Source organism: Draconibacterium sp. (genome assembly GCF_041583095.1).
In the GTDB taxonomy this organism is placed as follows: Bacteria; Bacteroidota; Bacteroidia; order Bacteroidales; family Prolixibacteraceae; genus Draconibacterium.
Window position 1 is genome coordinate 1 of the sequence record NZ_JBFHGM010000136.1, and the last position, 13,299, is coordinate 13,299.

The 13,299-nt window shown below is 37.7% G+C and carries 13 protein-coding genes; 12 read left to right on the forward strand and 1 reads right to left on the reverse strand.

The features are described 5' to 3' along the window. The 12 genes from ABZB17_RS13250 to ABZB17_RS13305 all read left to right on the forward strand — a co-directional run. On the forward strand, nucleotides 1-581 hold a 581-nt coding region (locus ABZB17_RS13250; RefSeq protein ID WP_372650821.1), incomplete at its 5' end, for a hypothetical protein. An 11-nt stretch (nucleotides 582-592) separates the two neighbouring features. Beyond that, complete coding sequence (locus ABZB17_RS13255; RefSeq protein WP_372650822.1) at nucleotides 593-1,081, forward strand: DUF2764 family protein; 489 nt, start codon at nucleotides 593-595, stop codon at nucleotides 1,079-1,081. Further along, a complete protein-coding gene (locus ABZB17_RS13260) occupies nucleotides 1,081-1,689 on the forward strand; it encodes a V-type ATP synthase subunit D (RefSeq protein WP_372650824.1) in 609 nt (202 codons plus the stop codon). The genes ABZB17_RS13255 and ABZB17_RS13260 overlap by 1 nt, the downstream gene beginning before the upstream one ends. Before the next feature lie 8 nt (nucleotides 1,690-1,697). Beyond that, nucleotides 1,698-3,521: a V-type ATP synthase subunit I gene (locus tag ABZB17_RS13265; RefSeq protein WP_372650825.1), complete on the forward strand. Its 1,824-nt coding sequence runs from the start codon at nucleotides 1,698-1,700 to the stop codon at nucleotides 3,519-3,521. 21 nt (nucleotides 3,522-3,542) lie between these two features. Then, nucleotides 3,543-4,013: a hypothetical protein gene (locus tag ABZB17_RS13270; protein ID WP_372650826.1), complete on the forward strand. Its 471-nt coding sequence runs from the start codon at nucleotides 3,543-3,545 to the stop codon at nucleotides 4,011-4,013. 151 nt (nucleotides 4,014-4,164) lie between these two features. Next, the gene (locus ABZB17_RS13275; protein WP_372650827.1) at nucleotides 4,165-5,028 is read left to right on the forward strand and encodes a phospholipase A; all 864 of its coding nucleotides are present in this window, start codon (nucleotides 4,165-4,167) and stop codon (nucleotides 5,026-5,028) included. Between the two features lie 270 nt (nucleotides 5,029-5,298). Then, entirely contained in the window at nucleotides 5,299-6,882 is a 1,584-nt protein-coding gene (locus tag ABZB17_RS13280) for an ArnT family glycosyltransferase (protein ID WP_372650828.1), read from the forward strand. 95 nt (nucleotides 6,883-6,977) lie between these two features. Beyond that, entirely contained in the window at nucleotides 6,978-7,205 is a 228-nt protein-coding gene (locus ABZB17_RS13285) for a winged helix-turn-helix domain-containing protein (protein WP_372650829.1), read from the forward strand. 168 nt (nucleotides 7,206-7,373) lie between these two features. After that, nucleotides 7,374-7,589 (forward strand): winged helix-turn-helix domain-containing protein, encoded by a 216-nt coding sequence (locus tag ABZB17_RS13290; protein WP_372650834.1) that lies wholly within the window; start codon nucleotides 7,374-7,376, stop codon nucleotides 7,587-7,589. Between the two features lie 171 nt (nucleotides 7,590-7,760). Further along, nucleotides 7,761-8,435 (forward strand): phosphatidate cytidylyltransferase, encoded by a 675-nt coding sequence (locus ABZB17_RS13295; protein WP_372650830.1) that lies wholly within the window; start codon nucleotides 7,761-7,763, stop codon nucleotides 8,433-8,435. 30 nt (nucleotides 8,436-8,465) lie between these two features. Continuing rightward, entirely contained in the window at nucleotides 8,466-8,978 is a 513-nt protein-coding gene (locus ABZB17_RS13300) for an SDR family oxidoreductase (RefSeq protein WP_372650831.1), read from the forward strand. 57 nt (nucleotides 8,979-9,035) lie between these two features. Continuing rightward, nucleotides 9,036-9,524 (forward strand): helix-turn-helix domain-containing protein, encoded by a 489-nt coding sequence (locus ABZB17_RS13305; RefSeq protein ID WP_372650832.1) that lies wholly within the window; start codon nucleotides 9,036-9,038, stop codon nucleotides 9,522-9,524. Nucleotides 9,525-10,145: 621 nt separating this feature from the next. Here the strand turns inward: ABZB17_RS13305 and ABZB17_RS13310 are convergent. Then, on the reverse strand, nucleotides 10,146-13,199 hold the full coding sequence (locus ABZB17_RS13310) for an SNF2-related protein (protein WP_372650833.1): 3,054 nt from the start codon (nucleotides 13,197-13,199) through the stop codon (nucleotides 10,146-10,148). Nucleotides 13,200-13,299: the final 100 nt, after the last annotated feature.

A 13,299-nucleotide genomic window follows, 5' to 3' on the forward strand; every position in this document is an offset into this window, starting at 1 on the left:
AAGGAATTGTTTCCAAACTAAAAGAACAAGGAGTTAATGCCGGCGAAGCTGAGAAACAACGTATAATTGAAAGTGCGAAGCAAGAAGCTCAAAAACTGATTGCTGATGCAAAAGCTACGAGTAAAAAGATTGTTGAAGAGGCAGATGCAAAAGCTTCACAAGTAGAGAAGAATGCGCAAAAAGCAATTGCACAGGCTTCGCGTGACATGATTGAAGCCACTAAAATTGCCATTTTAAATCATTTAAAACTGGTATTTGGAAAAGAATGTAAAACTCTATTCCAGCAAGAAGAATATCTGAAAGAACTGCTTAAAGTTGTTATTGACTCTATTTCTGGAAAGAAATCGATAAAAGTTCCACCGGAGTTACTAAACAAAATGGAAGCTTTCATTCTTAAAGAATCTCTTCAGGAAGAAGTAACATTAAAGCCACTTTCAGCAAGTAAAGCCAAAATAAAAATAAAATCTACAGACAAAGAAGGCATCAGCTTCGTAGTCAGCTCGAAAGAAATTGAGGCAGGCCTATTTTCCTTACTGAATAAAGATTTGGTTGAAAGGATTACTAAAAATCAGGAGGATTAAATATGTCAAACATGGTTTATCTTATGACCAGTTTGCCATCGTTGTCCTTGGGAGAGGCGCCGCCGATTACAATTGATGAATTTAACGATGACGCAAAACGCGAATTGTCTTCGCGACATTTCAAGGCGCTGCAATCGGTTGATATTCAAAAATTGGAAGCTAAGGTTGGTGTGAAAAACATTTCCTCGTTGTTGGAAACGATAAAAGAAGATCTTTCAGAAGTCAGAACGGCCAAAGCACAAAGCCGTCAGGCAAAACCAGAACGTTTGCCGCTCAATGCTCTCAGAGGCAATCCTCTGGAGCGCGAAATGCAAATCATGCAGTGGCAATGGGAAGAACTGCAGGATATTGAGGCCGGCAAAACATTCACTTTAACCGAAGTTTTGGTGTATAAACTAAAACTTCAACTGGTTGAAAGATCGTATTCCTTCAACAAAGTTAAAGGTGCCGAAGTATTGGCATCGGTGGTAAATCCTGGGAAAAACAAGGAGGGGAAATAATGGCAGGTATAAAAATAAAATATACAAAAACTGAACGAGCCCGGCAGAAGAAAATTCTGAAGGTTTCGGAAAGGATGCTGCCCTTGTTTGAAGCGATGGAAAAATCGTTGATGGCAACTATAAACACCATCGCTGAGCGGATCGAGCAGATTCGCGAAGAGATTGAAAAAAACAGAAAAGCAGCAGAACCGTGGACTGCCGTAATGAGCGACTCGTGGGTAAACATTAATGAATACATTTCGGTGAATAAAATTATCACCAAAACCATTGATGTGGCCGGGGTTCGTGTTCAGCAGTTCGTTAAGGTTGACTTTAATGTAATGCCAATGAACGAAGACACCCCTTTGTGGGTGGACGATGCTATAGAACTGATGCAGGAGCAATTGCAATTACTTGCTGAGATAGAAGTTTTGAAAGAACAAATCGAGCTTTTGGAAGAAGAGTTACTGGATGTTCGCGCACGCGTAAAACTTTTTGAAAATCGTCGTATTCCGAATGCAAAACTGGCGATCCGTAAAATTGGACAAAAGTTGCAGGACGACGAGCGCTTGACAATTGCAACGGCAAAAGTGGTAAAAACAAGCAAACAAATGGAGGGCAAACTATGATAGCAGAAATGAAGAAATTGATGCTGTTTATGCCCGACTCTGCAGTTGATATTGATGCCGAACTAACGGCTTTGGGAGAACTCGGAGTAATACATATTGCACCATTACAAGCAGCTAAAGATGAATCGATTGAACGGGTTGATGCACGAATAAAACAACTGCGACAAGCGATTTCCGTTCTTGACCGCTACGATGATGCAGAACACACCGGTGCTAAAAATGATGAAATTACCGATTACTCGACATTGGAAAGAGGTGCGGTTTTTCTCATGGAAAAGGTACTGGATGCTGAACACCATCGCCAGGAACTGGAAAATATGAAACTCAATTTAACAAGTGATATTGCTTGGTTTCAGAATTGGGGAGATATTACGCTAAAAGATATAAAAGACCTTAACCAAAAGGGAATCTGGATAAAAACCTATCTGCTCGACGACAAAGAATTAAAGAAAATTTCTGATCGTGAGGACATCCAGGTAGTAGGCAAATTAAACGACTTAAACCAGGTTATTTTATTAACCAGGGATGCTGACGAACGACTTCTGGATTTGGAAGAACTTCCTTTCCCACAGAACGAGCTTGAAAATGCAAAAGAGTTATTAATAGCAACCAATAACGATCTGGAAAGTAACAAAGAGTTTTTACTGGAGTTACATAAACAGAAAGAGGTTTTGCACGAAGGTTTAAAAGAACGCCTGCGACGTTTTAATGTTCGGAACATACAGTTTGAAGGTTTATCGGTGGATAAACAAGTGCGTTTTTGGAAAGGTTTTATTCCGATAGAGCATGTCGATAAATTTGTTGAAACAGCGGAAGAACGCCACTGGGGTTATATTATTGAAGACCCGCTGCCCGAAGAAATGGAAGAAGTCCCTACCCTGGTGCGTACGCCCAGATGGGCACAACGTATTCAGCCGGTAATGGATTTTATGGGACTGGTTCCGGGCTACCAGGAAATGGACGTTTCCCGCGTATTCATGGTATTTTTTACCTTTTTTACCGGGATTCTTGTGGGCGATGCCGGCTACGGACTCGTGTTCCTGTTAATTACTTTCCTAGTGCACCGGAAGAAAAAATTTACCAAACGCATTGAATTTAGCTTGATTTATACACTCTCGGTTTCCATTATGTTTTGGGGCGTGCTCACCGGAACCTATTTTGGCTCCGAAGCCATTGCCGAATTGCCGGTACTGCGCAGTTTAAAAATTGACGCGCTGGCCAGTTTTGGCGGCGACAGCCTGATCATACAAAAAATCATGTTCCTGATTGGTGCCGTTCACCTTACCGTTGGCCATTTACAAGTGGCCTGGAAATTTAGTAACAGTGTAAGGGCACTGGCGCAATTGGGCTGGATCGCAATTATTTGGGGCTTGTACCTTATTGTAAATCAAATGGTACTGGGAATAGATGCTCCTGGATTTATGGTTTGGCTGTTTATTGGAGGAGCAGTATTCGTTGCCTTGTTTTCCAAACCGGGAACAAGCTTTTTTAAAGGCATGCTTTCATCTATAGGAAATCTGCCACTAAGTATAATTAATGGTTTTTCCGACATTATTTCGTACATCCGGCTTTACGCGGTTGGTTTGTCAACCGTGTTAATGGCAGCAAGTTTTAACCAAATGGCCATTGGCGATGGGATTACCACGGTGGTTTCCGGAATTGGCGCCGTGCTGGTGTTAATTTTAGGACACGGCTTGAACATGATTCTGGCGGCAATGGCGGTGCTGGTTCATGGTGTGCGTTTAAACATGCTCGAATACGCCGGCCATGCCAATGTTGAATTTTCAGGAAATGAATATAAACCCTTCAATTTGAAGGACAACAAACAATAAAATCTTTAAAATAGTATAAAAATGACTTTAACAACAATTTTAGCAACAACAGTTACTGGCTTTGGCGGACATGCCATCGCACTCGGAATCGCAGGTGTAGGTTCGGCAATTGGAACCGGTATTGCAGGAATGGGAGCTCTAGGGCTTTGGAAACAATCAATCAGAGACAAGAAAAAACTGCCTTCGCTGGCGCTGGCAATGGTCGGTATGCCATTGAGCCAGGTTATTTACGGGATGATTTTTATGAATTCGATGATCGGCGCTAACCTTAGCCCCGACAGTTATCCCAACCAAATGATCTGGGCATTTTTTGTGGGCATTGCTATCGCAGCCTCGGCAATTATGCAAGGGAAAGTGGGGGCAGCTGCCTGTGCAAACTTAGCGGTAGATGCTAAACAAGGTTCGGGGATGTACATTGCAGCAATGGGTATCATCGAAACCGTTGCACTGCTTGCCATGGTATTTGGTATGGGGGCAATTCCGGGAGCCTAAGCTCGAATGAGATTCCGACTAACCATGTGTTGCTGGGTAATACAGTCTTGATAACGTGGCGCATATTTAAATAAAAATTGATAATAGCAGTGCGAAAGAAGCAAATCAGCAAGGTACAATGAGAATGAAAACTCACATATTTTTTTTGTTTATGCTTTCAATTTATTCTGTTAGCAACTTGTATGCACAAGATAAGGAAGTAGAAGAATTATGGAGGAATCAAATTGATACAGGAAGAATTGTTTTTACAAAGTCGATGTATCTGGAAATTGATGAGCAACAACTGTTGGATTTTCTGGATAGACAACCCAGTTTTGGCATGTATAAAGATAATTACTTTACCACTGGAGTTCCCACCAATAAAAAGATAGACCAATATACGGCTGATGCCAAGTTTCAAATTAGTATTAGTCAGCGGTTAACCAAAACAGTTCTTCCTTTTAATTCTCTTTTGATGCTGACGTACACCCAAAAGTCATTCTGGGATATTTATCAGGAATCTTATCCCTTTGCCGATAACAACTATAATCCGGGACTGGCTTTGGCAAAACCTGTTGTTGTCAATAACAAATTGGGAGGTGTTGGAATCTTAGCGTTTGAACACGAATCTAACGGGATAGGAGATAGCTTGAAATCGCGCAGTTGGAATTATTTTGTTTTTACAGGCACCTGGTTTTACAACATGTATTTCAGTATTCAGGCAAAAGTGTGGGCTGGATGGGTTAGTGACGATAATCCGGACTTGCTGGACTACCGGGGGTACGGACTGCTTGCAGTTAATTACCGAAGCAAGAACGACCGCCTGTGGATTTCGGGCATCGTAAATCCGCGGAAGAAACTTACAAGCTTTAATACACAGTTAGAACTCAATTTTAAGCTTGCTCCAAAATTCAATCAGTACCTGTTTGTGCAATGGTATAACGGATACGGGGAAAGTCTTTTGGAGTACAATCGGTATATCTCTATGGTCAGAATAGGTATCTGCATAAAACCACCATTGCGGAACATTTATTAACGAAGCCATTTCGCTTACTTAATGTTGAATCATATCTGGGGAATTATACTGAAATATTTTTCATAACAGTAAATAGATAAAAATGGATTAGTAAAAATGGAAATCTATTAGCAATAACAGTTGAACAGTTCGGAGAACAAACTGGAGGGAAGCCTTAACCGGTTATCAGGAAATTTTGAATTTTCTGTTTAACCGGTAAGGCTAACTCACAAAAACTTTGAAATATGTTGTTTACAATTTCAGGGTTTTCACAATAAAAATATGAAGGCCATGATTAAATCAAAATTCAATATACTAAGAGATTCATCTGGTGTTGTTTTACATAAAAACAATTCCACGAAAAAGAAAATTTTAGTTGAATCACCCATTATAATTCTCTCATTAATCAATGTTGCAATATTGCTTTTTCATCTTATCGACATACTTTACGATCCAATGCCGCTTAATAGTGAAGAGGCACAGTACTGGCTCTGGTCGAAACATCTCGATTGGTCTTACTATTCAAAACCGCCTCTTATTGCCTGGATGAATTATTTGTCGACAATGGTGCTCGGAGATACAGTTATCGGAATCAGGATTAATTCTCTGATAGTAGGATTTATATTACCGTTTATCAATTACCTACTGGCAAAGCATTTGTTTAAGGATAAAAGAATAGCTTTCTGGTCAACAATAGTTCTCTTTGTATTGCCTCACTACAACTACATATATAAAGTTTTTACTACAGATGCCCTTCTTTTGTTGTTTTGGTCAGCCAATATGCTGTTTTGTCTATATGCATTTCAACGGAACAAATTAAAATACTGGATATTTTCAGGGATTGCCTTAGGATTAGGAATTATCAGTAAATATGTGATGATACTATGGATTCCTATTTGGTTGTTGATTGCGAAATCGCAAAAAAAGAACTTGCTGAAAATGCGAGAATTTTATATCACATTGTTTATCGCTTCTTTAATTTGTTTACCGGTTTTATTATGGAATGTATCACAAGATTTTGTAGGAGCGAAACATATATTTGGCTTAGCAGGCGCTTATAAATCGCATGGGAACTGGCAACGTTCCATCGAACGGGTTTTCGAATTTCTGGGTGGACAGTTGCTCTGTGTATCCCCTTTTTTCCTCCCTGCGTTGGCTAAATTATACAAGAGCTGGAAAAATAAGGAACTTGGCAAACAACACACTGCGGTTACTTATTTATTGTTACCGTTGCTATTTGTTTGGGGATTTTTCTTGATTCTTTCAATTCAAAAAAATGAAATTAACTGGACATTCTTTGCCTTTTCTTCAATACCAATTTTAATCGCTTACTCAATCGTTAATTATTTTAATACAAAACAAGGCATGTTTTATATCGGAATTACCGCCTTATTGGTTTTTCTGGTTATGCAGCCTAAGATATTTGATAAATTGGGCTTAACAGCATTGTATCCTCCTTCTATTGATATGTATAGCAAACAGGCTGGACTGGACAAGCTTGGCGAAAGTGTAACTGACATACTGGAGAAAACGGATTCATCACCAATTTTTATCTTTAGTGATAGTTACCAGATGGCATCCTCTTTGGCTTTTTATGTTAATGGAAATCCCCAAACATACTGTGTGAATGTGGGGCGGAGAATGAATCAGTTTGATCTATGGCCCGGGATAGAACAGTTTGAAAATAAAGGGTATGATGCTATATATGTAACTAAAAAGCCACTCCCAGCAGCAATAGTTAATTCTGCCGATAGTATCCGGTTAATTAATATACAGGAACGTATTTACAGGAGCGTGGATGTGGGCAGAAAGATTAACATCTATTACCTGAAGCATTTTAATGCTATTGCCGAAATAGATCCGGAGCAGTTTTAGAATGACTGATTATTGTGGTCTGCATTTTTTCTTGCTATGAAATAAAATAGTTAACGAGAATTTTATTCGAAAAGTCATGAAAATATAATAGAACAATGTATAAACAGGATATTAAAATTAATTCAGACCTCATATGGAATCTGTTATCAGATGTAAATGCTTTAAGTATTGAGGAAATAGAAGAGCTTACCGGTTATAACGAAAAGTTCATTTACATGGCGTTGGGATGGCTATTAAAAGAAAACAAGATACTTCTTACAGAAAAGCATGGTACTCTGTATGTTGAATCTTTGAAGAGCAATTACTCTGAAATGTATTTTTAAGTGAGATACTTAATGACATAAGTTAAATATTTGTGGGGAAGGACAGAGAGAAGCCTTTACCGGTTTTCAGGAAATTTTAAATTTTCTGTTTAACCGGTAAGGCTAATCTCCTACTACTCTATAATATCGTTATAATTTTTGATTCTAATTTTTAAACTAAAAGTCATGATGAAATCAATAATACGAAATAATGCAAATAAGATCTGTCAATTTTTGGATCGTGTACAGCTTAGCTCTGCCTTCGAAATTGAAAAACAATTATCAATGCAAAGACAGGATGTTCTAATGGCACTTGGATGGTTAGCCAGGGAGGAGAAAATCTATTTTATTGGCGATCAGAATGATCATAAAATAATGATACTCGAAGATTTTCATGATGAATAGTTTGAATTTAAGAGAGAGCTGTCGAATTGAAACTAAAATCAACAAGCGGAGTAGATGATTGAATTTATGGGCCGGTAAAATTTCTGTTTTATCGTACCAACTATCGACCTGATCATTGGGCTGCTGGCTACCCTTATGTTCAATCTATGACAATTTAAAGAGGCATTATAAATGGGGAATTTACTTGTATTATCATTTATTTATTTAATCGGAATTAGTTTGTTGTTGATATTTAACGAATTAACGTATCGCCGGCTTAGCCCGACAGGAGAAGTAACGCGAAAATTTGCTCACTTTTCTTCAGTTTTGGCAACAGTACCGTTTCCTTATATTTTTCCTTCGCATTGGTATGTTCTGGTACTCGCGCTTTTATTTGCAATTGTGTTATTTATTACCCAACACAGTAAGCTGCTCGAATCGATACACGATATTGAACGAAAATCGGTAGGAAGTTATTTATTGCCAATCGCAATTTACGTTACTTTTCTTTTTGCCGATTTGCAGGAAAATAAATTTATCTACATACTCCCCATGCTTATTTTAGCCGTTTGCGACCCCATGGCTGCCATTCTGGGCATTAACATTAAAACCTATAATGGAAGGATCAAAATATTCGGGAAAAAATTAAAAAAAACCTGGCTCGGAAGTGGTTCATTCCTTCTCTCAAGTTTTGTAATCAGCATTATAGCCCTTTATTTTCACAGGGGAGTATTCGATTTTAAAGCATTTTGGCTGGCCATGCTCCTGTCTGTGGTAACTATGGTCGCGGAATTGATTAGCTGGCGCGGTTCTGATAATTTGAGCATACCGTTAAGCGCGGCAACAATCCTGATAATATTTCTCTGAAAAATGATAGAATAAAAAACAAAAAAACATATGAAGACGGTAATTATTAACGGAGCGAATGGATATGTCGCTTCAAATTTTATTTGTAACCTCTTAAAACAAGATTATAAGGTTATAGCATTGGTTCGTGCAAATAAACAAGATCCGGAAGACAGGATGAACGATGCACTTGCGAATATAAACGAAGGTATTGAAATAGATTTGTCGAACCTCAAAGTATATAATTATGCATTGCTGGAAGAGAATTTTGCAATGCACGAAAATATTTTATCAGGCATTTTTAGTGGCAATGTGGATTATTTTCATTTTGCAGCCAGTCTGAAATATGATAAAAATTCAGTTGATGAAATTTTTTCGACAAACATCGAAGGAGTTAAAAACTCAATCAGCGTTTTTTTAAAATTTGCGTCAAAGAAGTCGAGGTTCTTCTACATTGGTACAGCATACTCTTGTGGAAAACATAATGATGTTTTTGAAGAACGATTTTACAGAAATGCAACGATCTCATCGTTTCGGAATTATTATGAGTGTAGCTTTCCCTGAATATGTAGCCTTCCCTGAATTAGCGAAGCATTGCATATTTCGGAACGGGAACGTAAAATGATACTTGAACTGTTCGATAAAATAATGTTTGAAATCAGTCAGCCTATTGATAAGCACAGCAGGAAGCTGATTGTAAATAATGTACAGTTGTTTCTTGATTATTGTATGCGTTTTTACGACCGTCAGTTACTTACCCGCGAGCATTTGAATAAAGGGGTACTTGAAAGATTCGAAACAGAACTAAATACATATTTTAAAACCGAAAAACCACAAGTAGCAGGTTTAACTTCGGTAGCTTATTTTGTAGATGTACTTCACCTGTCGGCAAATTATTTTGGTGATTTAATAAAAAGAGAAACGGGCAAGTCAGCCCAGGAATACATTCAGTTAAAGGTAATGAACATTGCCAAAGACAGGATACTAGATATTACAAAGCCGGTAAGCGAAATAGCTTACGAACTGGGTTTTAAATACCCACAACATTTTACCCGCATGTTTAAAAAGAGTGTTGGGATGTCGCCAAGTGAGTTTCGGAATTTGAATTAAGCGAGTCTTCGCGAGCTGCGCAAACGAACTTCGATAGCGTTATTTTGCATGCTATCGTGCTCTCGTCTAATGATACCAGCAGCTGTAAGCCAGTCTGATTGGGATATTATGTGAGTGCATGTAGGGGTGAAAATATAAACCCAAAATTTGTATTCTAGTGGTTCGAACACCGTTGGTCAACCTTCTGTTAACATCGAATCATGAATAATGAAACTCCTGAATGATTTGTAATTACTTCTATATAAAATTTGGCTTAAAAATGGCGATTTAGGTAAAAGAACAAACTGAAGAGTTGGTCTGGTTATCTAAAAACTGACTATAAATAGACCCTAAGTGACTCGAACCATTAAGGTACTGTATTCCTGGTGATTATACCTAATGTGAAAAATCATGAACTTTAGCTCGAACACACAAAAACCCCGTAATAAAACTAATTACGAGGCTTTTAAAATTTAAGGTGAACCCTACGGTACAAAATTCGAACCATTTAATAGCAGAATTAAAGCTTTTGGGAGAGCTTTTTACAGTTGATACCGATTAGTTTTTCTGGATAAAAGTGTTGGTGAAATACGATTTTATCTGGATAAAAATGTACTCTGAGTGCATTTATACACGAATATTTCATTTCCCTAATCCAATAATACAAGAAGAAACCATTTCATCCAGCGTATTGGAATATTGGCAATTTTCCAACAACAAAACGAGATGTTCACTGTTGAGCTTTACATTTCTATATGACAGATCTCTTAAAGTAAAAATTTTCCTTCGTCTCAATTTTTCAGCTTTTAATTTATCCAGTTCCGGAATCAGAATATCTAACCATAAATTGGCAAATTGATCCAAATCTACATAGTTATCATCTTCGGTTTCTGGGTTAAATAAAGCCAATAGCCTTTCAGCATTAAGCTTATCCTTGCCTGATTTAAAAACATTGGCAGTATAGTGTTTTAGTATTTTTTCACCTTGCTGTAATGCTCTTCTTTTTTTCCATGGTAATAAAGCCTTTTCTTGTCTTCGAAGTTTGAGAATTATTTCTTTGATTGTAATGGATGTATCAACCTCTTTCCATTTCCTTTGAATAATATTTCCATTAGATAGGTAATGTCTCAGCTTCTCTGATATATCTGAAAAATCCGTGTAACCTTTATTTTTCTCATCAATTAACAACCATTTGGGGCTTTTACTGGTGCTGCCTCTAAAAGCAAAAAAGCTCCACTTTTTATCGGTATCAATAAAGCTGATAGCTGTTTTAACTGTAGCATCAACATCTTTATATAGATCATAAGTCTGGTGATCAATTAACGCTCCCTCTCCCTCAATTAGGCTATACAAATCCTGAGTGCTGTCTCTCACTCCTTCCCATCCATATTCTTCGTTTGAATATTCATTGTATGCATCGATGATATTTTGAGTAGTAAAACCATTTTTTAGATGCTTCTCATAAATTGCTTGAGGGATTCCCACATTATTGCCAATTAAATCTTCGGTCAGAAGTAACGTATCGATCATCCGCTTATCTCCGTTTAAGGAAAATTCTTCTGAATCATCCGGCCACATAACGGTAATTTCTTTGTTTTCGCAATCCATCCGTTCCAGGCGACCTATCCTCTGTTCAATTATTCTTAGTACGCTAGGCATATCCAATAACAACAGACAACTGGCATCCTGAAGGTTAATGCCTTCAGACATTGCATCTGAGCAAAGAGCTATAAGCTTCTCTTCAGTTTGGTTTCCCAAAGCAAATAATTGCAGAACCTGATTTCTGTCTCGGGTATTGTGCCCGGCAGCAACAATAGTTTTTGCCTTAACTTGCTCCTGTTGAAGAAGTTTGTGTAAGTAGTCCAGGGTAATTACTGTTGAATCAAAAGCAAGTACTTTTTTATGATGCCTGATACTGTTTATTAGAGTCTGAATTTTACTCTTTTCTCGCATGTCGCTTAGCCTTTCAGACAATTGTCCAATTTCTTCATAGATGCTGATTTCTTCATTACAGATACTGGGATATAAACTTTCATTATAAAGCCACTTATGTTCTTCAGAGAGTAACCGTTGGTCAATGGTACATTTGGGAGCAACAGTTTTCAATTTTTTTATTTTTCCCAGAATGTCACCTGAGTAGTTTTTTGTAGAATTTAGCTCAAACTTTTCATTAGCGGCTTTAGTCCCATATAGATATTCATAAAGGGCACAACGTGACGATCGTAACTTAACCCTTAACATGTAGGCTGCCAAAGCAGTTGCAGAAGTAAAACGCTGTTTTATGTAATTTGCTTTTTCTTCATCGGTATTCAGATAGCTGGGAATATTAAGCCTTTGCAAATAATGAACTCCTTTTAACTGAGAAGTTAATGACAGATTTTGATTTGCTATTGCTTTATCGGATTCCGTTTCTCCGGTTTTATATATGATGGAATTTGTTTTTGGATATCTACAAGTATGTCCAAATCTGTTTTTATATTGGTCCGGGGCACGATCTATCATTCTGTTCAGTTCCTTCTTAGTCCTGCGGACAATAAACTGATTGACATATCTTTTCAGTTGCTCCAGGTGTTTTTTGTCAATTCCTTTTCTTCGATTCTTTCTTAACTCAAAGTAAGTGTCCAGATCCACATCACTAAGATTATCAATATCTAATAACTCAATTAGTCTTAGCAAATCATCCACTTTTTTATTAATAGGCGTAGCTGTAGATAAAATGACATTGCTGGAACCTTTGGGTGCTATGGCTTTACTTCTTTTGGAATTAGGATGGAGATAGTTATGTGCCTCATCAATAACCAATATGTCTGAGCTTTGTATGGATTTTTGCAGAGTTCGTTGGTTTTTGTCCAACCCAAGACTCAATTTCCCCATTGATTCAATTTTATTGTACAACGTAAAATGATCTTGCTCCCTTTCCCAATTTTCCATTACTTGTCTGGGACATATTATCAGCGCATTTGAACGGTCTTTTCTTCCATTTTCCCACAACCAGTGAAAAAGAGTATATGCCAACGCTGTCGCAAATTTTGTTTTGCCACTTCCTGTAGGGTCTGCAACCATAACACGTCCTTGATCCTGAATTATTTTCATTGCTCGCGCAATTCCCATTTTTTGAGAAGGCCAAAGATTATGGGTAACCAATGCCTGATACAAAACAGGGTAATCCTGCATCCATTTACTTTCCAGTATTTCTGCAACAGCTCTTGCCAGCGCTTCTTCCCAGGTAGCATCTTTGAATAATTTACTGAATAGTTCGATTAGGTGCTCATTATAATCTTCCGCCGCTTTATAGTAGTACTCAGCGATACGTTTTATATTAGAATACTGCTCCCTTTCTGTTTTTGAAGATGATAGTTCAACCCTGATGTTGGCTTCGGTTTGCGAAACAGTACCTGATTTGCTGAAATTGGACGAACCAAGTATAGCTGCCTGATCTCCTACATAAATCTTAGCATGTAATTTATCTTTTGCCTTGAAATGAAAAGTACCGTTATTTATTTTTTCGATAATATTTAAAATAGGCCCGCATAACCGAATGCTCACATTTTGTTTTACCCAATAATTTTTAATCTCTGTTGGAAGAGAGTAATGAGGTAGTCGTTTACTTACTCGTTCATCTGGATCAAATCCGATAACGATACGAAGTTGCTGCTGTAAGCTTCCCCAAAAACAGGACAGTTTAAAAGTAGACAAATAAGCGTTAATTTTGAACTGTTAGAAAATGAAGAAGAAAAGATTTACACCACAGCAAATCTCCTCGATTCTGAAGGAGTACGAAAACGGCAAAAGCGTA